The 26717-nt window shown below is 73.4% G+C and carries 21 protein-coding genes; 15 read left to right on the top strand and 6 right to left on the bottom strand.

Annotated elements, in window-relative coordinates:
* Positions 1-85: 85 nt before the first annotated feature.
* Positions 86-952, bottom strand: coding sequence for an esterase/lipase family protein (locus ACWGKT_RS21700; protein ID WP_356145327.1), 867 nt, complete (start codon positions 950-952; stop codon positions 86-88).
* Between the two features lie 302 nt (positions 953-1254).
* Between ACWGKT_RS21700 and ACWGKT_RS21695 the strand changes: the two genes are divergently transcribed.
* Positions 1255-1671, top strand: a complete 417-nt coding sequence (locus ACWGKT_RS21695; protein WP_235457097.1) for a cobalamin B12-binding domain-containing protein — start codon at positions 1255-1257, stop codon at positions 1669-1671.
* Positions 1672-1739: 68 nt separating this feature from the next.
* On the opposite strand, the gene ACWGKT_RS21690 is transcribed toward ACWGKT_RS21695, so the two are convergent.
* Both ACWGKT_RS21690 and ACWGKT_RS21685 read right to left on the bottom strand, forming a co-directional pair.
* Entirely contained in the window at positions 1740-3422 is a 1683-nt protein-coding gene (locus tag ACWGKT_RS21690; protein WP_453274970.1) for a DUF5691 domain-containing protein, read from the bottom strand.
* A gap of 118 nt (positions 3423-3540) precedes the next feature.
* Positions 3541-4896 (bottom strand): SWIM zinc finger family protein, encoded by a 1356-nt coding sequence (locus ACWGKT_RS21685; protein WP_453274969.1) that lies wholly within the window; start codon positions 4894-4896, stop codon positions 3541-3543.
* Between the two features lie 132 nt (positions 4897-5028).
* Between ACWGKT_RS21685 and ACWGKT_RS21680 the strand changes: the two genes are divergently transcribed.
* The 7 genes from ACWGKT_RS21680 (at position 5029) to sucD (ending at position 15443) form a co-directional block, all read left to right on the top strand.
* The gene (locus ACWGKT_RS21680; protein WP_453274968.1) at positions 5029-6198 is read left to right on the top strand and encodes an ATP-binding protein; all 1170 of its coding nucleotides are present in this window, start codon (positions 5029-5031) and stop codon (positions 6196-6198) included.
* On the top strand, positions 6195-8720 hold the full coding sequence (locus tag ACWGKT_RS21675; RefSeq protein ID WP_453274967.1) for a DUF5682 family protein: 2526 nt from the start codon (positions 6195-6197) through the stop codon (positions 8718-8720). The genes ACWGKT_RS21680 and ACWGKT_RS21675 overlap by 4 nt, the downstream gene beginning before the upstream one ends.
* On the top strand, positions 8717-9895 hold the full coding sequence (locus tag ACWGKT_RS21670; RefSeq protein ID WP_453274966.1) for a VWA domain-containing protein: 1179 nt from the start codon (positions 8717-8719) through the stop codon (positions 9893-9895). The genes ACWGKT_RS21675 and ACWGKT_RS21670 overlap by 4 nt, the downstream gene beginning before the upstream one ends.
* A gap of 140 nt (positions 9896-10035) precedes the next feature.
* Complete coding sequence (locus ACWGKT_RS21665) at positions 10036-10950, top strand: hypothetical protein (RefSeq protein ID WP_453274965.1); 915 nt, start codon at positions 10036-10038, stop codon at positions 10948-10950.
* Between the two features lie 196 nt (positions 10951-11146).
* On the top strand, positions 11147-12934 hold the full coding sequence (locus ACWGKT_RS21660; protein WP_453274964.1) for a hypothetical protein: 1788 nt from the start codon (positions 11147-11149) through the stop codon (positions 12932-12934).
* 418 nt (positions 12935-13352) lie between these two features.
* Positions 13353-14531: an ADP-forming succinate--CoA ligase subunit beta gene (gene sucC, locus ACWGKT_RS21655; RefSeq protein ID WP_235457089.1), complete on the top strand. Its 1179-nt coding sequence runs from the start codon at positions 13353-13355 to the stop codon at positions 14529-14531.
* A 27-nt stretch (positions 14532-14558) separates the two neighbouring features.
* On the top strand, positions 14559-15443 hold the full coding sequence (gene sucD, locus ACWGKT_RS21650) for a succinate--CoA ligase subunit alpha (RefSeq protein WP_235457088.1): 885 nt from the start codon (positions 14559-14561) through the stop codon (positions 15441-15443).
* Between the two features lie 70 nt (positions 15444-15513).
* Here sucD and ACWGKT_RS21645 read toward each other — a convergent pair whose 3' ends face one another.
* The gene (locus ACWGKT_RS21645) at positions 15514-16392 is read right to left on the bottom strand and encodes a sigma factor-like helix-turn-helix DNA-binding protein (protein WP_453274963.1); all 879 of its coding nucleotides are present in this window, start codon (positions 16390-16392) and stop codon (positions 15514-15516) included.
* 45 nt (positions 16393-16437) lie between these two features.
* Here ACWGKT_RS21645 and ACWGKT_RS21640 point away from each other — a divergent pair, with 45 nt between their 5' ends.
* A complete protein-coding gene (locus tag ACWGKT_RS21640) occupies positions 16438-18180 on the top strand; it encodes a cell division protein PerM (protein WP_453274962.1) in 1743 nt (580 codons plus the stop codon).
* Positions 18181-18226: 46 nt separating this feature from the next.
* On the opposite strand, the gene ACWGKT_RS21635 is transcribed toward ACWGKT_RS21640, so the two are convergent.
* Complete coding sequence (locus ACWGKT_RS21635; protein ID WP_453274961.1) at positions 18227-19051, bottom strand: hypothetical protein; 825 nt, start codon at positions 19049-19051, stop codon at positions 18227-18229.
* A gap of 293 nt (positions 19052-19344) precedes the next feature.
* Between ACWGKT_RS21635 and purN the strand changes: the two genes are divergently transcribed.
* A complete protein-coding gene (gene purN / locus ACWGKT_RS21630) occupies positions 19345-19974 on the top strand; it encodes a phosphoribosylglycinamide formyltransferase (RefSeq protein ID WP_356145305.1) in 630 nt (209 codons plus the stop codon).
* Positions 19971-21542: a bifunctional phosphoribosylaminoimidazolecarboxamide formyltransferase/IMP cyclohydrolase gene (purH, locus tag ACWGKT_RS21625; RefSeq protein WP_453274960.1), complete on the top strand. Its 1572-nt coding sequence runs from the start codon at positions 19971-19973 to the stop codon at positions 21540-21542. Before purN ends, purH begins: the two co-directional genes overlap by 4 nt.
* A 95-nt stretch (positions 21543-21637) precedes the next feature.
* Here purH and ACWGKT_RS21620 read toward each other — a convergent pair whose 3' ends face one another.
* Positions 21638-22246: a hypothetical protein gene (locus ACWGKT_RS21620; protein WP_356145301.1), complete on the bottom strand. Its 609-nt coding sequence runs from the start codon at positions 22244-22246 to the stop codon at positions 21638-21640.
* Between the two features lie 258 nt (positions 22247-22504).
* On the opposite strand from ACWGKT_RS21620, the gene ACWGKT_RS21615 reads away from it, so the two are divergent.
* From ACWGKT_RS21615 to ACWGKT_RS21600, 4 genes are all read left to right on the top strand, one after another.
* Positions 22505-23359, top strand: a complete 855-nt coding sequence (locus tag ACWGKT_RS21615) for a bifunctional methylenetetrahydrofolate dehydrogenase/methenyltetrahydrofolate cyclohydrolase (protein WP_235457080.1) — start codon at positions 22505-22507, stop codon at positions 23357-23359.
* A gap of 187 nt (positions 23360-23546) precedes the next feature.
* On the top strand, positions 23547-23984 hold the full coding sequence (locus ACWGKT_RS21610; RefSeq protein WP_453274998.1) for a DUF3017 domain-containing protein: 438 nt from the start codon (positions 23547-23549) through the stop codon (positions 23982-23984).
* Between the two features lie 278 nt (positions 23985-24262).
* Positions 24263-24742 carry a helix-turn-helix domain-containing protein gene (locus ACWGKT_RS21605; RefSeq protein ID WP_356145299.1) on the top strand — a complete coding sequence of 160 codons (480 nt, stop codon included), beginning with the start codon at positions 24263-24265 and terminating at the stop codon, positions 24740-24742.
* Positions 24743-25096: 354 nt separating this feature from the next.
* Complete coding sequence (locus ACWGKT_RS21600) at positions 25097-26368, top strand: DUF2690 domain-containing protein (RefSeq protein ID WP_453274959.1); 1272 nt, start codon at positions 25097-25099, stop codon at positions 26366-26368.
* The last annotated feature ends 349 nt before the right edge of the window (positions 26369-26717 follow it).

Below are 26717 nucleotides of genomic sequence, written 5' to 3'. Positions count from 1 at the left end.
GCCATCCCCCGGCTACGTCGGCGAGTCCGGGCGGCTGTTGTGCCGCCCGGACTCGCCCCTGAATGTCCCGCTTCCCGCCCTTGCGCTACGCCACGGTCAGGCCGTCGGCGGTCGCGCCGGACTGCGTCTGCGGCTGCTCCCAGTCGAGGGCCTGCCGTATCCCGGTCGCGACGGCGGGGTGCACGGGAAGGGCGAGATGCCCGATTCCAGTCACCTGCACGTTCTGCACGGCGAGGTCGGGATGGACGATGCGGGCGGTCTCCAGCGGGTCCATGAGGTGGTCGAGGTCGCTCCAGAAGCTGACGAACCGAGTACGGCACCCGGGCGCGGGCCGGGTCAGCTCCTCGATCACCTCCGAGTCGGGCCGCATCTGGCGCACGATCGGGTGGGCGTCGGCCAGCGGGGCGACCCGGGTGCCGGAGTGCGGGGTGCCGAGCGTCACCAAGGTGCGCACCCGCAGATCACCGCCGAGTCGCTGGATGTAGTAGCGCGCGATCAGTCCGCCCAGGCTGTGCCCCACGATGTCGACCCGCGGGCTGCCGGTGCGCTCGCAGATTTCCTCGATGTGCCGGCCCAGCAGCTCGGCCGCGGTGCGGATGTCGCAGGTCAGCGGCGAGTAGTTGAGGGACTCGACGTGCTGCCCGCCGTGCTGGGCGAGATTGCGGCGCAGCAGGACGAAGACCGAGCGGTTGTCGATGAAGCCGTGCAGCAGCACGACCGGGAGCCCGTCCGGGCCCGGCAGCAGTGCCGTGCCGTCCGGCGAGGGCAGCGGGCGGGCGGGGAAGCGGCGCTCCTGGGCGATGCCCGTCGGATACAGGACTAGGTGTCCGGCGAGGATCGCGATCTCCAGGGCGGTCGCCTTGAGGAGGGCCAGCGAAAGGCCCGTCAGTCTGGTCGGCAGGAGGCGCTGGCAGAACGGAACGAGGGGCTCCAGGGCCCGGGTGACCTTCATGGCCGACCTCCTGTCGGCACACTGGAGGACGGCTCCGTCCCCCGTGTGCCCTCATGGGAAGCCGGGCCCGCGGTGGCTGGGGGCACGTGGGCCCGCCCCACGAGCCCTTCGCGTTCCCGCGGACCACGCTGCGGCTCCCGAACGTGTCCCATCGTGTGATTTCCCCCTCGGTCCGCACCGCGAAACTGCCGCTTGAGGGATGCTGGAGATAACGTTCGTTCACTTCTCGGCGGGTGACGGGGCGCGCGGAATGTGCGGTACTTGTCGGTACGGATGGATGTAGTCGCTTCATGGAGGCAGTGATGGGTGTGGCAGCCGGACCGATCCGCGTGGTGGTGGCCAAGCCGGGGCTCGACGGCCACGATCGCGGGGCCAAGGTCATCGCGCGTGCGCTGCGCGACGCCGGTATGGAGGTCATCTACACCGGTCTGCACCAGACGCCGGAGCAGATCGTCGACACGGCGATCCAGGAGGACGCCGACGCGATCGGCCTGTCCATCCTCTCCGGCGCCCACAACACCCTGTTCGCCGCCGTCATCGACCTGCTCAAGGAGCGCGACGCCGCCGACATCCTGGTCTTTGGCGGCGGCATCATCCCCGAGGCGGACATCGCGCCCCTCAAGGACAAGGGCGTCGCGGAGATCTTCACGCCCGGCGCGACGACGACGTCGATCGTGGACTGGGTGCGGGCGAACGTCCGCCAGCCCGCCGAGGCGTAGCCCGGCCCCCTCCGCCCCGCGCGGGGACGGAGGACGGGACCGGTCAGACCGCAGCGGGGTCCGGGGGCTCAGCCCCCGGGGCCGGCAGCCGTCGCCGACGGAGCCCGGCCGTGCCGTGCCGCGTCCAACTCGTCGGCCATCACGGCACGCAACCGCAAGGTCGTCATGAGCCGCTGGAACGCCTCCGCCCAGTACCCCCCGGCCCCCGGCGACGCGTCCTCCCGCTCGTCCGGCACCGCCAGCAACCCGTCCAGGCGGCCGGCTTCCACGGGGTCCAGACAGCGCTCGGCCAGCCCCATCACTCCACTGAAGCTCCACGGATAACTGCCCGCGTCCCGAGCGATGTTCAGGGCGTCCACCACCGCCCGTCCGAGCGGCGCGGCCCACGGCACCGCACACACCCCGAGCAGCTGGAACGCCTCCGACAAGCCGTGCGTCGCGATGAAACCGGCCACCCACTCGGCCCGTTCGGCGGCGCACAGCGTGCCCAGCAGCTTCGCCCGCTCGGCCAGCGAGACCGCCCCCGGCCCGCCCGCCTCGGGCGCCGACGGCGCTCCCAGCAGGGCCCGCGCCCACACGGGGTCCCGCTGCCGCACCGCGGCCCGGCACCAGGCCGCGTGCAACTCGGCCTGCCAGTCGTCCGCCACCGGCAGCGCCACGATGTCCTGGGGCGTGCGCCCGCCGAGCCGCCCCGGCCACGTCCCGAGCGGTGCCGCCTCCACCAACTGGCCCAACCACCATGACCGTTCCCCTCTACCCGCAGGAGGTTTGGCCGCGACACCGTCTCTCTCCATCCTGGTGTCGCACTCAAGGGGCGCCTCCACGACGATCGTCGGCGCGTCGCGCGTGCGGTCGAGCGCCACGCAGGCCCCGGCCCGGACCGCCATCCGCGCGGCCAGCGCCGAGTCCGGCAGCGCCGACAGCAACTCCGCGGCCGTCGCCCGTACGTTGCGGCTGCGGTCCGCCAACGTCTGTTCCAGGAACGGCTCGTCCTCGATGCCCAGGCCCGTGCGCAGCGAGTCGAGGAACATCAGCCGGTCCTCCGCCCGCTCCGTCGCCCAGGTCCCCGCGAGCAACTCGCGCGCGGCCGCCGGGCGGTGAGTGCGGATCGCGGTGAGGAGGGCGACCCGCTCCGCGAACAGCCCCTCCTGCCACAGGCGCTCCACCTCGTCGGCGTCGTCGGGATCCGGCAGTGTCGCGCCGCCGCCCGGTGCCGCGCGCAGGGCGAACCGCCAGTCCGGGTTCAGCCGTGCCAGCCACAGCGCCCGTGGCCCCGCGAACGCCAGCGCCGCGGGGCGCAGGTCCGTACGCCCGCGGGCCGCGTCCAGCAGCGCGGGCAGCGACTCCGGGGGCGCGGCGAAGCCGTGCGCGTTGGCCGCGGCCAGCCACTGGGGCAGCAGTTCCATCAGGTCCGGCGAGGTGCCCCGTCGGCCGCCGCCCGTGCCGGGGCGGTCGGCCAGCAGCAGGGCGAGGCGGCGCCCCGCGGCGGCGGGCAGCGCCGGGCGTGGGTCCGCGGGGGCCCGGTCGGGACGCCGCGCCGCCCGCGCCGGACGCAGACCGGCCCGCCGCCGCACGGTCTCCACGGCCGCCGCGTCCAGCAACGCCACGGGTGCCTCCCGGGCCGGTCCCGCGCCCGTGCTCGCGCTCGCGCTCGCCGCAGGGCGTCGGTCCGTGCCGAGCAACGCGGTGGTGACGAGGTCCTCCCAGACGCCGGACGCGGACGTCTCTGCGAGGGCGGAGGTCCTGTTCATGGGGTTCCTTTCCGGTACGGGCGCCTCGGTCGGACAGGGTGCGGTCGCACGCGGGCGGGTGGGCCGGTCGGGCGGTCGCCCGTGCCGGGGGACCGACGCGGCGGGGCGCAGACGTGGCTCAGCACAGCGGCACCGCCTGCCCCGGCCCCTCCGGCCACGCCGTCAGCGGGGTGAAGCCGCGGTGGCCGCACTCGCCGAAGACCTTGACGGGGGCGCCGCCGGACAGGGCGACGAGCCGCCACAGGCCGGGGCGGGAGCGGGCGGACGGGGTCAGCGGCAGCGCCGCGTCCTCGTCGGCGTCCGCCAGCTGCCAGGACTCGCCGTCCGGCGTCGGTATCACCCGGTCCAGCGTCGTGGGGACCGCGTCCAGCCACGGGTCGTCCCGCAGCGCCTCGCCGTATCGGGCGGCCGCCCGGGACGTCGTCACTCCCGGGGGCCGGATCGCGGCGGGTGCGGGCGGGGCGAACTGCTCGCCCAGGGCCACGCGCGGCTGACCGGCGCCGGGATAGGCGGACACCTCCGCCTCCAGGGCCAGCCCGACCGGCAGCGCCAGCTCGGGTGCCCGGCCGGCGGCGCCGTAGGAGAGGAGCAGGCAGGTGCGGTCCGACTCGGCGCCGTGCAGCCAGATCCGGCGCGTCGTCAGTTTCGCGTCCGCCGTGTCGTACTGGGCCAGGACCAGCCAGCGGTCCCGCACCGGCGGGCCGTCCGCCGACACGGGCAGGCCGACGCGGGAACGGACCGTCGCCGCGAGCCCCTCCGGGAGCCCGTCGCGGCGCAGCCAGCCCTGGTCGAGGAGGTGCAGCAGCGCGCACTCCTCCAGCAGCCGCACCGGCCAGCCGGGCCCCGAGCCGGGGATCGCCCCCAACTCCCGCACCCGTGCGGCCAGTCCGGGCGCCTGTGCGTCGACCATGCGGGCGGCCGTCTCCTCCCACAGCCCGTACCCCGCCTGCTCCGCCGAGGCGAGGCCGCCGCGCAGCACGTCGGTCAGGCGCCGCTCCAATTCCGTGGCGCCCGCGCCGACCCGCTCGGCCCGGCGCTCGGCCCGACGCCGCGCCGCCTCGGGGTCAGTGCCCCCGGACGGGGAACCCGCGCCGCCCGCCGCCCGTTTCTCCTGCGCGCGCTTGCGTCTGCCCGCCAGCCATTCCTCGGCCCAGTCCGGCGCCTTCCCCGTCGGCACCGCGCCGTCCTCGCCCGCCCACAGCAGAAGCAGCCCGAGCGCGTGCTTGCACGGAAACTTGCGGCTCGGACACGTGCACTTGTACGCGGGCCCGGCCGCGTCCGCGATGTCGACGACCGTCTGATACGGCTTGCTGCCACTGCCCTTGCACAGGCCCCACACCGTCCCCTCGTCAGAACTCCCCGCCTCCGACCACGGCCCCGCCGCGGCGAGTTTGCTTCCCGCTTTGCGTGAGGCGGCGTCAGGCGCCAGTGCCAGCACCTGGTCCGCACTCCAGCGCACCCCCTGCTGAGTCATGCCATCGAAGGTAGATCCCGCCACTGACAATCGGCCTGACGAGCGCGTTTGCGCAGGTCCGCGCGCATTGTCAGTGGCGTGGTGCACGGTGGATGCCAGACCGAACCGGCCGAGCTGGAGGGGGCCTCAGCCATGTCTGTGTCCGTGGAAACGACCACCGAAAAAGCAGCCGCAGCAGCCGCGGCAGGCGAAGCAACTGGTGCAACGGGTGGAACCGGTGCGGCCGACGCGCTGCGGCCGCACGCCGAGGACGCCTTCGCCGCCGAACTCGCCGCGCTGGCCGCGCAGGACGACCGTCCGCGCCCGGCCCGCTGGAAGCTGTCGCCATGGGCGGTGGCCACGTATCTGCTCGGCGGCACGCTGCCGGACGGCACGGTGATCACACCGAAGTACGTGGGCCCGCGCCGCATCGTCGAGGTCGCCGTCACCACGCTCGCCACCGACCGCGCGCTGCTCCTGCTCGGCGTGCCCGGCACGGCCAAGACCTGGGTGTCGGAGCACCTGGCGGCCGCCGTCAGCGGCGACTCGACCCTGCTGGTGCAGGGCACGGCGGGCACACCGGAGGAGGCGATCCGGTACGGCTGGAACTACGCGCAACTGCTCGCGCACGGCCCCAGCCGCGACGCCCTCGTGCCCAGCCCCGTCATGCGGGCCATGGCCGAGGGCATGACGGCCCGGGTGGAGGAGCTCACCCGTATCCCGGCCGATGTGCAGGACACGCTGATCACGATCCTGTCCGAGAAGACGCTGCCGATTCCGGAGCTCGGGCAGGAGGTGCAGGCGGTCCGCGGCTTCAATCTCATCGCCACGGCCAACGACCGAGACCGTGGGGTCAACGACCTGTCCAGCGCCCTGCGCCGCCGCTTCAACACGGTGGTGCTGCCGCTGCCGGAGAGCCCCGACGCCGAGGTCGAGATCGTCTCGCGGCGCGTCGATCAGATCGGCCGCTCCCTGGACCTGCCGGCCGCGCCCGACGGCATCGACGAGATCCGCCGCGTCGTGACCGTCTTCCGCGAGCTGCGCGACGGCGTCACGGGCGACGGGCGTACGAAGCTGAAGTCGCCCAGCGGCACGCTGTCCACGGCCGAGGCGATCTCCGTCGTGACCAACGGACTCGCGCTGGCCGCCCACTTCGGCGACGGCGTGCTGCGGCCGGGCGACATCGCCGCGGGCATCCTGGGTGCCGTGGTGCGCGACCCGGCGGCCGACCGCGTGATCTGGCAGGAGTACCTGGAGACGGTCGTCCGCGAGCGGGACGGCTGGAAGGACTTCTACCGCGCCTGCCGGGAGGTGAGCGCGTGAACGACTCCTCCTATGGGAGCGCGGCCGAGGAGGGGGCCTTCGACTCCGGGCCGTTGCTGCTCGGGGTGCGCCACCACGGCCCGGGGTCCGCGCGGGCGGTGCGGGCCGCACTGGACGCGGCCCGGCCTGCGGTGGTCCTCGTCGAGGGCCCGCCCGAGGCCGACGCCCTGATCCCGCTGGCCGCCGACGAGGGCATGCGGCCCCCGGTGGCGCTCCTCGCCCACGCCGTGGACGAGCCCGGCCGTTCCGCGTTCTGGCCGCTGGCCGAGTTCTCTCCCGAGTGGGTGGCCATCCGCTGGGCCCTCGAACACGGGGTCCCGGCCCGCTTCATCGACCTGCCGGCCACGCACACGCTGGCGTGGGGGAGGGAGGAGGAGACTCCGGCCGGGGCTGAGAACGAGGCCGAGGCAGGGGCTGGCCCGGGGGCCGGGGCCGACGCCGGGGCCGCGGGCACTGGAGCACCTGCGCCCGCCCCCCTGCCCGACGTCCGTGTCGATCCGCTGGCCGTGCTCGCCGAGACCGCCGGTTACGACGATCCCGAACGCTGGTGGGAGGACGTGGTCGAGCACCGGGGTCCGGGCCCGCGGGACGCCTTCGCGCCCTTCGTCGCCTTGGAGGAGGCCATGGGGGCGCTGCGCGAGACGTACGGCGTGGGCGGGCACGACCGGGATCTCGTGCGCGAGGCGTACATGCGGCTGCAACTGCGGGCGGCGCAGCGTGAGTTCGGGGACGCCACGGCCGTGGTCTGCGGGGCGTGGCACGTGCCGGCGCTGCGGCAGAAGGCCGCCGTGTCCGCCGACCGGGCGCTGCTGAAGGGGCTGCCCAAGGCCAAGGTGGACATGACGTGGGTGCCGTGGACGCACCGCAGGCTCGCGCGACTCAGTGGGTACGGGGCGGGCATCGACTCGCCGGGCTGGTACGGGCATCTGTTCGGCGCCCCGGACCGGCCGGTCGAGCGGTGGCTGACCAAAGTGGCCGGGCTGCTGCGCGAGGAGGACCGGATCGTCTCCTCCGCGCATGTCATCGAGGCGGTGCGGCTGGCGGAGACGCTCGCCGCGATGCGCGGCCGCCCGCTGCCCGGCCTGACCGAGACGACCGACGCCGTGCGGGCGGTGATGTGCGACGGCTCCGACGTGCCGCTGGCGCTGGTGCACGACCGGCTCGTGGTCGGCGACGTGCTGGGCGAGGTGCCCGAGACGGCGCCCGCCGTGCCGTTGCAGCGCGACCTCACCCTGGCGCAGCGCCGGTTGCGGCTCAAACCGGAGGCGCTGGAGCGGGAGCTGGAGCTCGACCTGCGCAAGGAGACCGACGCCGGGCGCAGCAGACTGCTCCACCGGCTGCGGCTGCTGGGCATCGCCTGGGGCGAGCCCGCCGAGTCGCGGGGCAGCACGGGCACGTTCCGGGAGACCTGGCGGCTGCGCTGGGAGCCGGAGCTGTCGGTGCGGGTCGCCGAGGCCGGGGTGTGGGGCACGACAGTGGTGGCCGCCGCCACCGCCAGGGCCGAGGCGGACGCCACGGCCGCGCAGTCCCTCGCCGACGTCACCGCGCTCGCCGAGCGCTGTCTGCTCGCCGAACTGCCGGACGCGCTGCCCGTGGTGATGCGGACGCTCGCCGACCGGGCGGCCCTCGACACGGACGTCGGCCGGCTCGCCGAGGCCCTGCCCGCCCTGGTCCGCTCCCTGCGCTACGGCGACGTGCGCGGCACCGACACCGGGGCCCTGGCCGAGGTCGCCGCGGGTCTCGCCGAACGCGTCTTCGTCGGCCTGCCCCCGGCCTGCACCGCCCTCGACGCGGACGCGGCCGAGGAGATGCGAGGCCATGTGGACGAGGTGCACGGGGCGGTAGGGCTGCTGGGGGAGGCGGCCACCGTCGGCCACGGCGACCTGCGCACCCGCTGGCGCTCCGTCCTCGGCACCCTGTCCCGGCGGGACACCGTGCCCGGTGTGATTCGCGGGCGGGCCGTGCGACTGCTGCTGGACGAGGGTGAGTTGGCGCAGGACGAGGCGGCCCGGCTGATGGGGCTCGTGCTGTCGCCGGGGACGGCACCGGCGGACGGGGCGGCCTGGATCGAGGGGTTCGTGGGCGGCGGATCCGGCGGCGGGATGCTGCTCGTGCACGACGAGCGGCTGCTCGGCCTGGTCGACGTCTGGCTCACCGGGGTGCCGGCGGAGGCGTTCACGGACGTACTGCCGCTGCTGCGGCGCACGTTCTCGGCGTACGAGCCGGGTGTGCGCAGAACCCTGGGCGAGTTGGTGCGACGGGGCCCCGGGCAGCGGGGGAGTGCCCCGCAGGGGCGGGGGCCCGGCCTGCCCGGCTTCGACCCGGAGCCGGACACCGGGCGCGCGGACGCCGTGCTGCCGGTGCTGCGGCTGCTGCTCGGCCTGGACGCCGAGGAGGACAGGACCGCCGACAGGACCGCGGACAAGAGCACCGACAAGAGCACCGACAAGACAGACGACAAGACGGCCGACAAGACGGCCGACAAGACGGACGACAACGGCCTCGTGGGGGTGGGCACATGACGATCGGGACCGAACCGTCCGGGTTCGGTGACCCCGCCCAGGAGCGGCTGCGGCGCTGGCGGCTGGTGCTCGGGGGCGAGTCCGCCGACGGCACCGGCTGCGCCCTGAGCGGGCGGGACGCGGCGATGGACGGGGCGCTCACCTCGCTGTACGGGAAAGGGGACCGGCCGCAGACGGGGCGGGACCGTTCGGCGGGGCTCGGGGCCTCGGCGCCGTCCGTGGCGCGCTGGCTCGGGGACATCCGGACCTATTTCCCCTCCTCCGTCGTCCAGGTCATGCAGCGCGACGCCATCGACCGGCTCGGCCTGGCCTCCCTGCTCCTGGAGCCGGAGATGCTGGAGGCGGTGGAGGCCGACGTGCACCTCGTCGGCACGCTGCTCTCGCTCAACAAGGCGATGCCGGAGACCACGAAGGAAACGGCACGGGCGGTCGTGCGCAAGGTCGTCGAGGACCTGGAGAAGAAGCTCGCCACCCGCACCCGGGCCACCCTCACCGGCGCCCTCGACCGCAGCGCCCGGATCAACCGCCCGCGCCACCACGACATCGACTGGAACCGCACGATCGCGGCCAACCTCAAGCACTACCTGCCCGAGTACCGCACGATCGTGCCGGAGCGGCTCATCGGGTACGGGCGCGCCGCGCAGTCCGTGAAGAAGGAAGTCGTCCTGTGCATCGACCAGTCCGGGTCGATGGCGGCCTCGGTGGTCTACGCGTCCGTGTTCGGGGCGGTGCTCGCGTCGATGCGGTCCATCAACACCCGGCTCGTGGTCTTCGACACCGCGGTCGTCGACCTCACGGACCAGCTCGACGACCCCGTCGACGTGCTGTTCGGGACGCAGCTCGGCGGCGGTACGGACATCAACCGGGCGCTCGCCTACTGCCAGTCGCAGATCACCCGGCCCGCCGAGACGGTGGTGGTGCTCATCAGCGACCTCTACGAGGGAGGCATACGGGACGAGATGCTGAAGCGGGTGGCGGCGATGAAGGCGTCGGGGGTGCAGTTCGTGGCGCTGCTCGCGCTGTCGGACGAGGGCGCGCCCGCCTACGACCGTGAACACGCGGCCGCGCTCGCCGCCCTGGGAGCGCCCGCCTTCGCCTGTACGCCCGATCTGTTCTCGGACGTGATGGCGGCGGCGATCGAGAAGCGCCCGCTTCCGATACCGGACACCACGTGACGCCGGTCGGTAAAAGGGACATGACTACCCATCGGTAACGGGGGGCTTGCGCAACCGCGGGCGTGCCGTGCAAGGATCGATGGCACCCGCGTCGTGCCCCCTCGCCACTTGTTCCGCCGCACGGGAGGACCCACCCCCTCTTGACCTGGACAGCAGCCCTGCCCGGTACCGCTCTGCGCGTTCTGCGCACAGCGGCCGGACGGCGTGCGCTGCACCTGGCGCTGCTGGTGGGCGGTCTGTTCGCGCTCGGTGTCCTCGCCGGGGAGCAGGCGCAGGCGGCGGAGGGGACACCCTCGGTGACCTCGGCCCTGTCCGGGCCGTCGGCCGGGAACGCGGTGCGCGGCGTCGTCGACGGAGTGGTCACCGCTCCCGTCGAGCACGCCGATCACGCGGCTCCCGTCGAGCGCGCCGATCACGCCGAGCACGCCGATCACCGAGTGGTGACTCCCGTGACCCGGCACGTCGTCCGAACCATCACCCACCGCGTCGTACGCCCGGCCGGGCACCTGGTCGGGACGGTGGCCCAGGACATCGACCAGGCCGAGACGAGGCTTCCGTCGCTGCCCGCGTCGCCCGCGCTGCCGGTGCCCGCGCTGCCCGACGTCCCCGGACTGTCCGACCTGCCGGGCCGGTTGCTGCCTGCGCCGGTCACCGCGGCACCCGGGACCGAGTGGCCCGGCGCACCGCGGGCGTCGGCCACGAAAGGCACCCCGGGAGCGAAGGCCCGTACGGCGCGACCCGCGACGACGACCGGAACGTACGGACCGGACCTCACCCGCACCGCCCTCGCCCCCGCACCGCGACCGGCGGCACACACCGACGCGCGGGGCGCCGCGCACTTCGCCGACGCCCCGACCTACCCCGCGCCCACCGGTGACCTGGACGGCGCGCCGGGCAAGGCGGCGGTGGACGGCGGGGGTTCGCGGCACGGTGACGTGTATGCCGTCACGCTGAACTGCCGGGCGCCGCTGCGGCTCGTGCCCGGTGCCGCCGCGTGCGTCGACGCGGCCGGGACCCGCGACAGGCACCGGGACATCCCCGTCTTCCCCGGCTAGGGACCCACGGCCTCCTCCCCGCCACAGACCTGTCGTGCGGGGGCGGAACAGGTCTGCCCGACCGTCCGGGCCCCCCTTCGAACCCGTGGTTCCCCCGGTTCGAACCCCCGGACGGCCAAGTCCCCAGTCGCGCTTCCGACGCCCTGGCAGCCCACACGGCTCCGGCGTCGCGGAATCCGAAGGATCTGACGCACGCATGAACAAGAACATCCGCCGCTCCATCGTCATAGCCGCCGGTGTCACCGGCGCGTGGGCGCTCGGCTCGGCCGCGGCCAACGCCGACGAACTGCCCGCCTCCTCCCTGTCCGTGGCGGACCCGACCGCGACCGTCCCGGACACGGCCGCCGACGCCACCGGTACGGGCACGGTCGGTTCGGTCACCGGCACGGTCGACGGTCTCGTGACCGAGGTGCGGGACACCGTCTCCGGCATCACCGGCGACGCGACCGCGACCGTCTCGGACACCGCCCACCGGGCCACGTCCGCCGCCTCCGACACCCTGGGCACGCCGGCCAAGGCCCACCGGACGGCCGGAGCCGCCACCGGCACAGCCACCAGCACCGCCGACCGTGCCCGCCGCTCCGCCGACGCCGAGGTCCCGGCCGCCGCGAAGACGCAGGTCCGGGGTGCCCAGGCCATCAAGGGCGCCCACGCGGCCCGCGCCGCGCACGCGGGGGTCACCCATCTGACCTACCGGGCCACCGCCAAGGCGACCGGCACCGCCTCCGACGCGACCACCCCGCAGGGCGAGATCGACTACCTCTTCGGCCCGCTCTCCGCCTTCGCCCCCGAAGTGGAGGAGGCCCTGGCCGCCGCCCAGACCAGGCTCCAGTCCACCCAGGCGTCCGCCCGCTCCCGCGCCCAGGGCGTCGACGGCGCCGTCCGGACGACCGCCCGGCAGACGGTCGCCGGCGCGGGCCGCACCGCCGCCGGCGCGCAGGGCGCGACGGACACCGCCCGGGCCGGGGCCGGGCACGTGACGGCCGCCGCCCAGGCCTCCGTCGCCTCGGTCCCCGGCCACATCACCGGCACCGTCGACGGAGTCCGGCAGCGGGCCGTCGGCACCGTGGCGGCCGTTCCCGGCACCGTCACCCCGGTGGTCGACGAGACGGCCGCAGCGGCCGTCCCGCCGGTGGCCACGGCCGCCGTGCACGGAGCGGTGCCGGTCGCCGACCGGACGGTGGCGGGCGTGGCGCCCGCCGCCCAGCACGCGGTGGCGGGTGTCGCGCCCACCGCGACCGACGCGGTGGACGGCGTCACGGTCGTCGCCGGCCGCGCGGCCACCGGCGTGCGGGGCGTCGCCACGGGCGCCGTCCTTGACGTCCAGCCGGTCGCGGGCGGCGTCGTCGCGGACGTGCCGCCCTACGCCACCGGGCTGGCCGGGCAGGTCGCGCACGACGCCACGGGAGCCGTACTGCCGCCCGTCGCCGGTGTCGCCGTGCACGGGGTCGTGCCGGTCGCCGGGCAGGCCGTGGCGGACGCGGGCACGCTCGCGTACGGCGTGGGCGGGGACGTGCGGCCCTTCGCGGGCGGTGTCGTCGGCGCCGTACCGCCGCTCGCGCACGGTGTGACCGGGCAGGCGGGGGTCTTCGCGCAGGGCGTGGCGGGCGAGGTGCCGCCATTCGCCGACGGGGTCACCGGTGCGGTCCGGCCGGTCGTGGACACGGCCGTGCGGACCGTGCGGCCGGTGGCCGACGGAACCACCGGCCTGGCGTACGGCGTGACGGGTGACGTCGCCCCGTTCGCGGGCGGTGTGGCCGGCGAGGCCGCCCCGTTCGCCCAGGGCGTCGCCGGGCAGGCCGCGCCCTTCGCGCGGGACCTGACCGGGACCGTCCGCGCCACCGCCGCCCCGCTCGCGGGGCACGCGGTCACCGGTGTGGCCGGCGTCGCCGAGTCGGTGGCCCCGGGCCACGTCCGGGACGCGACGTCCGCGCACGCCCCGTACACGTACACGGCGCACGACGGGCAGACCTACCGCGTCTGAGTGACCCGTCGCGACCGACTCCGTGGGGCGGAGGACACCGGACGGCCGAATGCCGTCGGACCGTCCGGCCGACACCCCACGGTCCGGGTGAGCTGGTCCCCATTGGGGTGGGGATCAGCCGCCCCGGCCCCGTTCGGGGCCAAACCAGAGGCCTCACCGGGTCAACCCCAGCCCGGTGAGGCCTCACCTTCGCGGCACGCCGTGCCAGAGAACCCGGCATCATGTGACAGGTATCACCGCTCAGGTGTGACCCTCGATTTAGGGACCCCCGGCAAGCGGCGATAACCTGCGAGACGGACATGCCGCGCGCTCGGACACCGTGTGCGCTTCCCTTGTGACACAGCGGACGTCACGTTGCCCTTCGCGGCACGCCCACGCATCCAACGAACCGCGAGATCACTGATAGGGACGGAAGCGCGTGGACCTGTTCGAGTACCAGGCGAGGGACCTCTTCGCCAAGCACGATGTACCGGTGCTGGCCGGTGAAGTCATCGATACGCCTGAGGCGGCGCGCGCGATCACCGAGCGGCTGGGCGGCAAGTCTGTCGTCAAGGCGCAGGTGAAGGTCGGTGGTCGCGGTAAGGCCGGTGGCGTCAAGCTGGCCGCCTCCGCGGACGAGGCCGTCGCCCGGGCGACGGACATTCTCGGCATGGACATCAAGGGCCACACGGTCCACAAGGTCATGATCGCCGAGACCGCCCCGGAGATCGTCGAGGAGTACTACGTCTCCTTCCTCCTCGACCGTGCCAACCGCACCTTCCTCTCCATCGCCTCCGTCGAGGGCGGCATGGAGATCGAGGAGGTGGCGGCCACCCGTCCGGACGCCGTCGCCCAGACGCCGATCAACCCCATCGACGGTGTCGACGAGGCCAAGGCCCGCGAGATCGTCGCGGCCGCCAAGTTCCCGGCCGAGGTCGCCGACCAGGTCGCGAACGTCCTCGTCAAGCTGTGGGACACCTTCATCAAGTCGGACGCCCTCCTCGTCGAGGTCAACCCGCTGGCGAAGGTCGCCTCCGGCGAGGTCCTCGCCCTGGACGGCAAGGTGTCGCTCGACGACAACGCCGAGTTCCGTCACGACTGGGACGAGCTGCACGACAAGGCAGCGGCCAACCCGCTGGAGGCCGCCGCCAAGGAGAAGGGCCTCAACTACGTCAAGCTGGAGGGCGAGGTCGGCATCATCGGCAACGGCGCCGGTCTCGTCATGAGCACCCTGGACGTCGTCGCGTACGCCGGTGAGAACCACGGCAACGTCAAGCCCGCCAACTTCCTGGACATCGGCGGTGGCGCCTCCGCCCAGGTCATGGCGAACGGCCTGGAGATCATCCTCGGCGACCCGGACGTCAAGTCCGTGTTCGTCAACGTCTTCGGTGGCATCACCGCCTGCGACGAGGTCGCCAACGGCATCGTGCAGGCACTGAAGCTCCTGGAGGACCGCGGCGAGGAAGTCACCAAGCCGCTCGTCGTCCGTCTCGACGGCAACAACGCCGAGCTCGGCCGCAAGATCCTCACCGACGCCGCCCACCCGCTGGTGCAGCGCGTCGACACCATGGACGGCGCGGCCGACAAGGCCGCTGAGCTGGCCCACGCCGCCAAGTAAGCACTCAGGACGAGGACACAACACACCATGGCTATCTGGCTCAACAAGGACAGCAAGGTCATCGTCCAGGGCATGACCGGCGCCACGGGCATGAAGCACACCAAGCTCATGCTCGGTGACGGCACCAACGTCGTGGGCGGCGTGAACCCGCGCAAGGCCGGTCAGAAGGTCGACTTCGACGGCACGGAGGTACCGGTCTTCGGTACCGTCAAGGAGGCCATCGAGGCCACCGGCGCCAACGTCTCCGTCATCTTCGTGCCGGAGAAGTTCACCAAGGACGCGGTCGTCGAGGCCATCGACGCCGAGATCCCGCTGGCCGTCGTGATCACCGAGGGCATCGCCGTGCACGACACGGCCGCCGCCTGGGCGTACGCCGGCAAGAAGGGCAACAAGACCCGCGTCATCGGCCCGAACTGCCCCGGCATCATCACCCCGGGCCAGTCGAACGTCGGCATCATCCCGGGCGACATCACGAAGCCGGGCCGCATCGGCCTGGTCTCGAAGTCCGGCACGCTGACGTACCAGATGATGTACGAGCTCCGTGACATCGGCTTCTCCACGGCCGTCGGCATCGGTGGCGACCCGATCATCGGCACCACGCACATCGACGCCCTGGCCGCCTTCCAGGACGACCCCGACACCGACCTGATCGTCATGATCGGCGAGATCGGCGGCGACGCCGAGGAGCGGGCCGCGGCCTTCATCAAGGAGAACGTGACCAAGCCGGTCGTCGGCTACGTCGCGGGCTTCACCGCCCCCGAGGGCAAGACCATGGGCCACGCGGGCGCCATCGTCTCCGGTTCGTCGGGCACCGCCCAGGCGAAGAAGGAGGCCCTGGAGGCCGCGGGCGTCAAGGTCGGCAAGACGCCGACCGAGACGGCCAAGCTGGCCCGGGAGATCCTGCACGGCTGACGCCGGATCAGGCACGCAAGAGCCCGCACCCTCACGGGGGGTGCGGGCCCTTCCGCATGGCCGGGGCGGCTCACCGGATGTCCGGCATCAGCCTCTCCGGGCCATGGCCCGCCTCCTTCCGCAGCTTCGCGCGCAGGTCCAGCTCCGCGTGCGACAGCGGGCCGAGGGCGGCTTTCGGGGGTACGCCCCGCACCGCTTGCGGCGGCGCGAGCGGGGGCTCGTAGCGGGTGGGCGCGGTGCGCAGGGTCAGGGCCGTGGAGCCGATGATGGCGATCGTGAAGGCGATGGCGGCCCGGGTCCAGAAGCGGGTCCTGCGCTCGCCGCAGGTGCGGACCATGGTCGGTTTCGTGACCTGCAGACGCTCGGTGGAGGCCAGTTCGGCGAGCCGCCGGTGGAGTGCGGCCGGGTCGGCGAGCTCGGGCACGCCGGCGGCCACCGCGGCGCGCGCGTGGGTCAGGCGGCTGGCCGCCGCCGGAGTGCTCGCCTCGGTCTCCGCGGCCGTCTCCGGCAGACCGAGGCCGACACCGTCGTACAGCACGAGGGTGCGGCGGTAGGACGGCGGGAGTTTCAGGAGCGCGTTCAGCAGCGCGCGGTCGGCGGTGTCGGCGGGGGGCGGGTCGGGCTCCGGGTTGCGCAGGCGGAAGCGGTGCCAGGGGGAGAGCGCGCAGTCGTACGCCGTCGCCCGCACCCAGCCCGCCGGGTCGCGGTCCCGGGCCACCTCCGGCCAATGCTGCCAGGCCTGTTGGAAGGCGCGCTCCACGGACTCGCGCGCCAGCTCGCGCCGCCCGGTGAGCAGATACGTCTGCCGCACGAGGGCGGGGGCGCAGAACGCGTACAGGGCGTCGAAGGCTTGAGCGGGCGTCAGTTCCCCCTGTGCGGCCTCGTTGCTCTGTTTCACAGGGCACCCCTTTGGACGAAAAAGAACATAAACATATATTGAGCGACACATCGGGGGTTTGCCTGTTACGCCCGGAAAGCGCGTGTCGTTGGGAGCATGGCCATCGTGATCCCGATGACCGTTCGCCGACCGTCGCCGGCCCCCTTGCTCAACCGGCTGCGCGACCGCTCGCCAGGACTGGGCGCCAGCCTCGTGAGCGGCGTACTCGCCGCAGGGCTCGGGCTCGGCTCGTTCGCCGTCCTCGTGATGGTGATGTGGATCAGCTCGCCGTATCCCGACAGCGGGCCGGGCAACGCGCTGCACGTCGCCGGTGCGCTGTGGCTGCTGGCGCACGGGGTGGAGCTGATGCGCACCGACACGCTCTCCGGCGTCCCCGCGCCCCTCGGCATCACCCCGCTGCTGCTCCTGGCGGTGCCGGTCGTGCTGCTGTACCGGGCGGCGCGGGACGCGGTGGACGCGCCCGCCGACGCCGACGGTCCGCCACCGATCGGCGCGTGGACGGCATGGGCGGGCGTCGTCCTCGGCTACCTCGGCGTCGGCGCCGGCGTCACGCTCTACACCTCCGGCGGTGAACTGCGGCCCGACTGGACCTGGGTGGCGGTGTGTCTCCCGCTCCTCGCCGCCGGGGCGGCCGGGGCCGGGGTGTGGACGGCGTACGGCCGCCCGCGCGAGCCGCTGTCCGGAGTGTCGGCGCTGCTGCCCAGGAGGCTGCGCCGGCCGCACCTCGAGACGGACGGCCGGACACGTCTCGGTACGGCCGTGCGGGCGGCCGGTGCCGGGGCGGCGGTGCTCTGCGGGGGCGGGGCCCTGCTGCTGGGGGTGTCGCTGGTGGGACACGGCGGGGCGGCGCGCGCCTCGTTGCTCCAGCTGACGGAGGGCTGGACGGGGCGGGTCGCCGTGCTGCTGCTGTGCGCGGCCCTGGTGCCGAACGCGGCCGTGTGGTCGGCGTCCTACGCCCTCGGGCCCGGCTTCGTGCTCGGCGCCGGGCACCTGGTGTACCCGCTCGGCTCGGATCCCGCGCCGCTGCTGCCGCCGTTCCCGCTGCTGGCGGCGGTGCCGGACGCGGGCAGCGGCGGTCCGCTGAACTGGGAGGCCGGGGTGGTGCCGGTGACCGCGGGGATGACGGTCGCCTGGCTGACGGCGGGCGGGGGGCGGCCGCGCTGGACGGCGCGGCGCACCGCCGGAGTGGTCGTGCTGGCGGCGGCGGTGTGCGCGGTCCTGCTGGCGGTGCTCGCCGAACTGGCGGGCGGCCCGCTCGGGGTGGCCACGCTCGCGCGCTTCGGACCCGTGTGGTGGTGGACGGGCGCAGCGACCGGGGTCTGGATCACCGTGGTGGGCGTACCGGTGGCCCTGCTGGTGCGGGCATGGCGGCTGCGCGGGCGGAGACGGAAGGTGGACCCGGGGGTCCGGAAGCCCGGGACGGACGTGCCCGCGCCGTCGACGGGGAGCCGCTCGACCGGCGACCGGTCCGGGGGCACGGAAGCGGCCCCCACGCCCGCGCCGGCATCGGCGGCGGCCTACGTGGCGTACGGCTCCGACGAGGCCCTCGACGCGTACGACGTTCTTCCCGCCGACGAACCGGCCGGGTTTCCCTGGCACGACGAGGCCGCCCGCGAGGCGCGCTGGGCGGCCCTCAAGAAGGCCTCGATCCCACCGGAACCGCTGGATGCCACGGACGCCCCGGACTCGCCGCGCCCCGCGGACGCCCCGGAACTCTTGGACAGTCCGGCACTCCCGGACTTCCCGGACTTCCCGGCACTCCCGGAGCACCCGGACTTCTCGGCACTCCCGGACTTTCTGGAACCCCCGGACACTCCGGAGCCCCCTGCGGAGCTGTGATGCCCGCGCCTTTTCCCCCGCCCCGCCGGGTGCCGTCGGCCGTAGCTCAGCCGTTGACGCCCAGCACGCCCCGCAGCTCCTGCGGCAGCAGCTGCTTGCAGGACTGCTTCGCCTGGTTGGTCAGGGCGTCGTTCACGCACGTGTAGTAGTCGCGGTAGACCAGCTGGGCCGTGAAGGTCGCGGCGACCAGGGCCAGGGCCAGGCACGCGGTGACGATGCCGCTGACGGCCGCCGTGGTCTGCGGGCGCCCGGTCCGCTCGGCGGCGGCGGGGGTGTCGGGGTCGGGCGTACGGGGCTTGGCGCGCAGCGCGCTGACGCCCCAGTAGACGGCCAGGGCGCCGAGCAGCAGCGCCACGTACGGCCAGCTGAAGAGGGCGAAGAAGAAGGCCCACATGCCGCTCAGCAGCGCGTAGCGGGCGCGGCGCTGGACCGGGTCCGTGGGGTCCCAGCGCATATCGGGGCCGGGGCCGCCGCCCTGTCCCTCGGGGCCGCCGGGACCGCCGCCGGGACGCTCGCCGAACCCGCCGGAGGAGCGGCCCGGCTGGCGGTCGCTCCACTGATTGCCCCAGGGGGAGTGGTTCCCGCCCGAAGGACCGTGACCTGAGGGGTCCGGGGAACCGGACTGACCCGAGGAACTGTCCCGACCGCCCGCCGGGCGCCGGGGCTGCCACGGCTGGTCCGGCGTGCCCTCCGGGGGCGGCGCGAACGGGTTGTCGTCCTGCCGCGCTCCGGCCTGCTCCTCGCCGCCCTGCCGGCCCGAGGGCGCGTCCGGCGGCGAGGCCGGCCGCTCCCGGAGCAGCAGGCCGCCGCGCTCCCCTCCCTGCGCCGACGGCGGGGGGAACGTGAGAAGTCGCAGGCTGCGGTCCGGCATCAAGTGAGCGTCTTCCCCTAGATGAATACGGCTGGTACGACCTGTCTGGTGTGAGCTGTCGATGGGTGAACGCGCCGCACGGCGACCGCGTTCCCGAGCCCGCTCCCTCCCAGACGCTACCTTCCGGCCACGCCCCCGTCCCGTGGGGGCCGCTCGGAGTGCCGGTATCGTTGCTGACGGTCGACCGCTTCGTAGACTTCCCCGTATCCCGGGGCGCGAAGCACTCGTACGAATGTACAAGAGTTGTACGAGTCCGGCCGCCGTACAACGCTCCCCCGAGAAAGGGCCCCACTGTGGCCGCCAAGCCCGTGGCCAAGCGCCTCGTCGTGCTGGTCTCCGGATCAGGCACCAATCTGCAGGCGCTCCTCGACGAGATCGCCCGCGCCGGAGCCGAGGCGTACGGCGCCGAGATCGTCGCCGTCGGTGCCGACCGCGAGGGCATCGAGGGGCTCGCGCGGGCCGAGCGCGCCGGGCTGCCGACCTTCGTGCGGAAGGTCAAGGACTACGGGACACGTCAGGAGTGGGACCTCGCCCTCACCGAGGCCGTCTCCTCCTACGAGCCCGACCTCGTCGTGTCCGCCGGGTTCATGAAGATCGTGGGGAAGGAGTTCCTCGCGCGGTTCGGCGGGCGGCTCGTCAACACGCATCCCGCCCTCCTCCCCAGTTTTCCCGGGACCCACGGCGCGCGGGACGCGCTCGCGTACGGCGTCAAGGTCACCGGCTGCACCGTCCACTTCGTCGACGACGGCGTCGACACCGGGCCGATCATCGCTCAGGGCGTGGTGGAGGTCCGGGACGAGGACGACGAGAGCGCTCTGCACGAGCGCATCAAGGAAGTCGAGCGAAGGCTGCTCGTCGAGGTCGTGGGGCGGATCGCCCGCAACGGCTATCGCATTGAGGGACGAAAGGTAGTTATCCAGTGACCGCCACCGCCGAGAGCAACAAGCGGCCCATCCGGCGCGCGCTCGTCAGCGTCTACGACAAGACCGGGCTCGAAGAGCTCGCCCGCGGGCTGCACGAGGCCGGTGTCGAACTCGTCTCCACCGGCTCCACCGCCTCCCGCATCGCCGCCGCCGGCGTCCCCGTCACCAAGGTCGAGGAGCTCACCGGCTTCCCCGAGTGCCTGGACGGCCGGGTCAAGACCCTGCACCCGAAGGTGCACGCGGGCATCCTCGCCGACCTGCGCCTGGAGGACCACCAGCGGCAGCTGGCCGAGCTCGGTGTCGAGCCGTTCGACCTCGTCGTGGTCAACCTCTACCCGTTCCGCGAGACCGTCGCCTCCGGCGCATCCCCCGACGAGTGCGTCGAACAGATCGACATCGGCGGCCCGTCGATGGTCCGCGCCGCCGCCAAGAACCACCCGTCCGTGGCCGTCGTCACCAGCCCCGCCCGGTACGCCGACGTCCTCGCCGCGGTCAAGGACGGCGGCTTCGACCTGGCCACCCGCAAGCGGCTCGCCGCCGAGGCCTTCCAGCACACGGCGTCGTACGACGTGGCGGTCGCCTCCTGGTTCGCCTCCTCGTACGCGCCCGTCGACGAGTCGCCGTTCCCCGACTTCCTCGGCGCCACCTGGGAGCGCGAGAACACCCTGCGCTACGGCGAGAACCCGCACCAGCCCGCCGCGCTCTACGTCGACGGCAGCGGCACCGGCCTCGCCCAGGCCGAGCAGCTGCACGGCAAGGAGATGTCGTACAACAACTACACGGACACGGACGCCGCGCGCCGTGCCGCGTACGACCACGACGAGCCGTGCGTCGCGATCATCAAGCACGCCAACCCCTGCGGCATCGCGGTCGGCGCGGACGTCGCCGAGGCGCACCGCAAGGCCCACGCCTGCGACCCGCTGTCCGCGTTCGGCGGCGTGATCGCGGTCAACCGCCCGGTGTCGAAGGAGATGGCCGAGCAGGTCGCCGAGATCTTCACCGAGGTCATCGTCGCGCCCGACTACGAGGAGGGGGCCGTGGAGGCCCTCGCCAAGAAGAAGAACATCCGGGTCCTCAAGGCCGCCGGCGCCCCCGCCAACCCGGTCGAGGTCAAGGCCGTCGACGGCGGCGTGCTGCTCCAGGAGACCGACCGGCTGCAGGCCGACGGCGACGACCCGGCCAACTGGACGCTGGCGACCGGCGAGGCGCTGTCCGCCGCGGAGCTGGCCGAACTCGCCTTCGCCTGGAAGGCCTGCCGGGCCGTGAAGTCCAACGCCATCCTGCTCGCCAAGGACGGCGCCTCGGTCGGCGTCGGCATGGGCCAGGTCAACCGGGTCGACTCCGCGAAGCTGGCCGTCGAGCGGGCCGGCGCCGAGCGCGCCCAGGGCTCGTACGCCGCCTCCGACGCGTTCTTCCCCTTCCCGGACGGGCTGGAGATCCTGACCGCGGCCGGCGTCAAGGCCGTCGTCCAGCCGGGCGGCTCGGTCCGCGACGAACTGGTCGTGGAGGCCGCGAAGAAGGCGGGCGTCACGATGTACTTCACGGGCACGCGGCACTTCTTCCACTGATCACCGGCGACTGATCACCGGCAACGCATCAGGGCCGTGTCCCCCCTTCACCGGGGTGGGACACGGCCCTGAGTGCGTGCGGTGGTCGATCCGGCTCAGTACCGCGGACGGTTGAACCAGGCCGAGGCCGCGCTGTTGACCATCGAGGCGAGGATGATGCCGGCGATGGCCAGGGAGATCAGGCCGCCGAAGGTGCTGGAGCCGTTCCCGCCGTTCACGATGTTGCCGATGCCGCCGAGGATCATCAGCGACGCGTAGACGATCGTGGTGATGCGGATACCGCTGCCGCCGGTCTTGAACTTGACGCCCAGGAAGATCGAGAGGGCGCCCATGGCCAGCAGCAGACCCGCGATCAGGAAGCCCAGACCGGCCAGGGTGTCCGTGCTGTCGCCCGAACCGACACCGTTGGAGACGTCCTGCGCGGCACCGACGGCGATGCCGGCGATGAGACCGAACAGGATCTGGAAGCCGGCGAGCACGAACAGGAGCACGCGCGAGGTCTTCATCAGGCCCGGCATCTCCATCGGCATGCCGTAGCCGTACTGCTGGACCGGCGGGGCGGCGGGGTAGCCGTAGCCGGGCTGCTGCGGGGGAGGGGCGGCGGGGTAGCCGTAACCGGGCTGGCCCTGCGGCTGCTGAGGCGGGTAACCGGGCTGCTGGCCCTGGGGCGGGCCGTACGGGTTGTTCGGGTCGCCAAAACTCATGGCGGTCTTTCCTCCGTCGCTGAAGTGCGGGGACGACGCGCGGCACTGTTCGGAGGAGAGTTCTACAGATGCGGTCCGTCCCCCCGGTACTGCCCGCGGCACTGTGTGCTCATCGTTCTTTAGCCGACTATTACTTGTCCAGCCGCATTCGCTATGTGTTGTGCAAGTGCAACATCATTGATCATGAGGGGAGCAAGAGGCGCTCATGATCGGGACCCGGATTGGAACCAGGCCCCCGTCATCCGCGAGGATGGGGGCATGACCGCCCAGATTCTCGATGGCAAGGCCACCGCAGCCGCGATCAAGTCCGATCTGACCGCCCGCGTGGCGGCGCTGAAGGAGAAGGGCGTCACGCCCGGCCTCGGCACGATCCTGGTCGGGGACGACCCCGGCAGTCAGAAGTACGTAGCCGGCAAGCACCGCGACTGCGCGGAGGTCGGCATCGCCTCCATCCAGCGCGAGCTGCCGGGCACCGCGACGCAGGAGGAGATCGAGGCGGTCGTCCGCGAGCTGAACGAGGACCCGGCCTGCACCGGCTACATCGTCCAGCTGCCGCTGCCCAAGGGCATCGACGAGAACCGCATCCTCGAACTGATGGACCCGGACAAGGACGCCGACGGTCTGCACCCGATGAACCTCGGGCGGCTGGTCCTGAACGAGCCGGCCCCGCTGCCCTGCACCCCCAACGGCGTGCTCACCCTGCTGCGCCGCTACGGCGTCGAGATCAAGGGCGCCGAGGTCGTGGTCGTCGGCCGCGGCGTGACCATCGGCCGTCCGATGCCGCTGCTGCTGACGCGGCGCAGCGAGAACGCCACCGTGACCCAGTGCCACACGGGCACCCGCGACCTGTCCGCCCACCTCAAGCGGGCCGACATCATCATCGCGGCGGCCGGTTCCGCGCACCTGATCCGGCCCGAGGACGTCAAGCCGGGCGCGGCCGTCCTCGACGTCGGCGTCTCGCGCAACGCCGAGGGCAAGATCGTCGGCGATGTCCACCCCGGTGTCGCCGAGGTGGCCGGCTGGATCTCCCCGAACCCGGGCGGCGTGGGTCCGATGACCCGCGCGCAGCTGCTCGTCAACGTGGTCGAGGCGGCGGAGCGCAGTGCCGGCTGAGGACAAGCGGAAGTCGGAGGGAACCGTCCGCGAGCAGAAGGCGGAGCCGGCGGCCCGCGAGGAGCGGACGGAGCCGACCGCCCGCGAGGAACGGACGGAGCCGAGCGTGCGCGAGCAGAGGGCGGAGTCGACCGTCCGTGAGGACCGGGCCGCGGGGACCGTCCGCGAGGAGCCGGCGGAGCCGACCGTGCGTGACGCGATCAGCGCGCCCGACGCCGAGGGGCACCCGCGGCGCACCACGCGCCGATTCCCGCTGTTCACCCGTGACACCGCGCGGCCCGAGGGAGGCGGCCGGGCCGCCTCCGGCGCCGCCCCGGCGCCCGCGCGGCAGTGGCCGATGCTGCTCGTGCTGTCCGTGGTCGGCATCGGTCTGCTGCTGACCGCGCTCGACATGTTCCGGTTCGGGATGCTGGTGGTCGGCTCGGCGCTGCTCGCCGGTGCCGTCCTGCGCTGGGTGCTGCCCGGCGTCGGCATGCTCGCCGTGCGCTCCCGCTTCACCGACATCGTCACGTACGGCGTCCTGGGCCTGGCGATCGTCCTGCTGGCCCTGATGGCCCAGCCCAAGCCGTGGCTGGAGATCCCGTTCCTGAAGGACACCCTGCACTTCACGCTGGACAACAACTAGAGCCTGCCGGGCCGGACATGTCCGACCCGGCGTCCGGCGCACGACGGCGGCCCGCCCTCTCCCCCGAGCGGGGACGGACCGCCGCCGCGATCCACACTCCTGCACCGGCGACAGTCCGTTCAACGCCTGTCAGCGCGCTGTGGCACGGAGGTGACCGTTCCGGTACGGGGTCCGCGCCCTGTCACGGACCCGGGAACCGATCGGCCGTCCGGCATCGTCACCTGCTCAGAGCCGGCAACGCGAGGCAGGACGCGGGGCAAGAGCCGTGGAGGTGCACGATGGGCGGCTGGCAGCCGCTGCCGCAGGAACTCCCGTCGGAGGTACGGAACTTCGTCGAGCAGCTGCGGATCCTCAAGGACCGCACCGGCCTCAGCCTGGTCGCACTGGGCGCGCGCACCGCGTACAGCAAGTCCTCCTGGCAGCGCTATCTCAACGCCGTCCAGCCGCCGCCCCGGCAGGCCGTCGTCGCCCTGTGCCGGGTCGCCGGCCTGGAGGACACGGACGCCGAACGGCACGCCGTCCGCTGGGAACTGGCCGTCCAGGCCTGGCCCCGCCCCGCGACGCCGCCCGAAGGGACCGAACGGCCCGACGGCGACGAGGGGTACGAGGAATACGAGGACGACCCCACCCTGCCGTGGTGGGACCGGCCCGAGGAGCGGTCCCCGTCCCGTCCGACCGGCCGATTACTGCTCTACGCGGTCCTGCTGCTGCTCGTCCTGCTCCTCGTCGCGGTGGGCGGCGCTGTGGTCCTGGGGTGACCTGAACCCCCCTGTGACGTGCGAGGTCACGGATATGCAGCCCCTGTGCCGATCTGTTGACAGATTCGAGGTCGGGCGCGGAGGGCTTCGCACAAACGGGCTAACGTGTCCAATCGGGACGGTCCGGTGGACCGAGGAGCGGTCGGCGTGCAACGGTGCATGCCCAATGGGCCCTTCTGCTCCCGTGCGCCCCCATCCCGGGAACTACGACCCTCGGGGAGCACATCCCTGTGGGTAGCCAGAACGGGGACTGGTACAGGGCCCAACGCGCGCGGCACACACGGGGACAGCGCGGGAACACAACAGCACCGACCGGGGGAAAAGAGGGGGGCGACAATGCCTCGTTGGAAAGCCTTGCCTGATGAACTCGATCCGCAGGTCAAGGAGTTCACGAGTCAGCTGCGGCGGCTCGTGGACCGCAGCGGTCTGGGCATCGCGGCGCTGGCCGACCGCACGGGCTACAGCAAGACGTCCTGGGAGCGTTACCTGGGCGGCCGGCTCCTCGCGCCCAAGGGCGCGATCGTCGCGCTCGCCGAGGTCACCGGCACCAATCCCATCCACCTCACGACCATGTGGGAGCTCGCCGAGCGTGCCTGGAGCCGTTCGGAGATGCGCCACGACATGACCATGGAAGCGATCCGGATCTCCCAGGCGCGCGCCGCGCTCGGGGACTTCGGCGGTTCCGCGGCGGGCGCCGGCGGGCCGGCGGCCGGCACCACTGGCACCACCGGCACCAACGCGACCAACGGGACCAAGTCGAGCCGCAAGGGCGGCAGCACGACCGCGACCCCCGGCATCGCCGGTCCCGCGGGCGTGTCGCCCACCATTCCGGCCCAGCCGACGGCACCCGACGCCGACGCCCGGGAGGAGGCGGCCCGCACGTCACAGGCGGGCGGCGGCAACGCGTCCCCGGCGGGCGGCGCCAACTCCTGGAAAGTGGCCGGGTACGAGGGTCCGTCACAGGCGAGCCGCCGTGCCTCCGGCCCGGCGTCGTCGGCGCCTTCGGCGTCCTCGGCGGCTCCCGCGGCGCCGTCCTCCGCGCCGGGGGCCGGCTGGACTCCGGGCACGCCGGGCCCGTACGGCGAGCCTCCGCAGGGTCCGCGGCCGGACGGCTCCGCCGCCGGCGCGGGCGGGGGCGGGCGGCGGGTGACGATGTTCCTCGCGGGCGCCGTCGGCGTGCTCGTCGTCATCGCCGCCGTCTTCTTCCTCTTCCGCCCCGACGACGGCAAGAAGCCCGAGGGCGCGGCCAAGTCGCCGTCCCCGTCCGCCACCGCCAACCCCGACCTGCCCCCCGGCGTCAAGTGCGCCGGCGCCGGCTGCACCGGCAAGGACGCGGAGAGCATGGGGTGCAGCGGCGACCTGGTGACCACCGCCAAGAGCGCCACCGTCGGCACGACCGTCCTCGAAGTCCGCTACAGCAAGACCTGCGGTGCGGCATGGGGGCGGATCACCGGGGCCGCGCAGGGCGACCGGGTCGAGGTCACCCTGGGCAAGGTCAAGCAGAAGGGCGACATCACCACCGCCGGTGACACCATCGCGTACACGCCGATGGTGGCCGTGAAGGACGCGGCCGAGGTGAAGGCGTGCGCGACGCTGGCCTCGGGACGGACGGGGTGCACGCAGTAGGGCGGCGGCACCCGGAAAAAGAAAAAAGAAACCGCGGTGAGCAGGCATGGCCGCCGGAATCGTGGGCACGCGAACCGTACCCCCACGGGAGTCCGGAAAGTCGGTACCCCCGACCGGCGGCCGTTTCCGTTCCACCTCTCCCGGACGGGCGGCCGCCTTTTTCGCCGCCCTGTGGGACGGGCCACATGAGCCCGGACGTCGGGGATCCCACGGGCGCGATAGCCTGACCGCTGGATCTCTCTTGACGCCAAGAGATCGATCATCCGTACCCGTGATCGATCATCGCAGCGGCACCGGTCACGAGCCGGGGCGCGGGATCCGGACCCCCGGGGCAGGGACGCCCCACCGC

Source organism: Streptomyces sp. NPDC054794, from assembly GCF_053611585.1.
Note: the sequence above shows the minus strand (reverse complement) of the source record. Positions and strands in the feature narration are given on the sequence as shown.

Bases quoted from the DNA above. Each gene is read 5' to 3' on its own strand.
- ACWGKT_RS21620 (WP_356145301.1), bottom strand. From the start codon at position 22,246: ATGAGTTTTGGCGACCCGAACAACCCGTACGGCCCGCCCCAGGGCCAG.
- ACWGKT_RS21700 (WP_356145327.1), bottom strand. From the start codon at position 952: ATGAAGGTCACCCGGGCCCTGGAGCCCCTCGTTCCGTTCTGCCAGCGC.
- ACWGKT_RS21635 (WP_453274961.1), bottom strand. From the start codon at position 19,051: ATGCCGGACCGCAGCCTGCGACTTCTCACGTTCCCCCCGCCGTCGGCG.
- ACWGKT_RS21680 (WP_453274968.1), top strand. From the start codon at position 5,029: ATGTCTGTGTCCGTGGAAACGACCACCGAAAAAGCAGCCGCAGCAGCC.
- ACWGKT_RS21695 (WP_235457097.1), top strand. From the start codon at position 1,255: ATGGGTGTGGCAGCCGGACCGATCCGCGTGGTGGTGGCCAAGCCGGGG.
- ACWGKT_RS21660 (WP_453274964.1), top strand. From the start codon at position 11,147: ATGAACAAGAACATCCGCCGCTCCATCGTCATAGCCGCCGGTGTCACC.
- ACWGKT_RS21690 (WP_453274970.1), bottom strand. From the start codon at position 3,422: ATGAACAGGACCTCCGCCCTCGCAGAGACGTCCGCGTCCGGCGTCTGG.
- ACWGKT_RS21615 (WP_235457080.1), top strand. From the start codon at position 22,505: ATGACCGCCCAGATTCTCGATGGCAAGGCCACCGCAGCCGCGATCAAG.
- ACWGKT_RS21605 (WP_356145299.1), top strand. From the start codon at position 24,263: ATGGGCGGCTGGCAGCCGCTGCCGCAGGAACTCCCGTCGGAGGTACGG.
- ACWGKT_RS21670 (WP_453274966.1), top strand. From the start codon at position 8,717: ATGACGATCGGGACCGAACCGTCCGGGTTCGGTGACCCCGCCCAGGAG.
- ACWGKT_RS21645 (WP_453274963.1), bottom strand. From the start codon at position 16,392: ATGTGTCGCTCAATATATGTTTATGTTCTTTTTCGTCCAAAGGGGTGC.
- ACWGKT_RS21685 (WP_453274969.1), bottom strand. From the start codon at position 4,896: ATGACTCAGCAGGGGGTGCGCTGGAGTGCGGACCAGGTGCTGGCACTG.
- sucD (WP_235457088.1), top strand. From the start codon at position 14,559: ATGGCTATCTGGCTCAACAAGGACAGCAAGGTCATCGTCCAGGGCATG.
- ACWGKT_RS21640 (WP_453274962.1), top strand. From the start codon at position 16,438: ATGGCCATCGTGATCCCGATGACCGTTCGCCGACCGTCGCCGGCCCCC.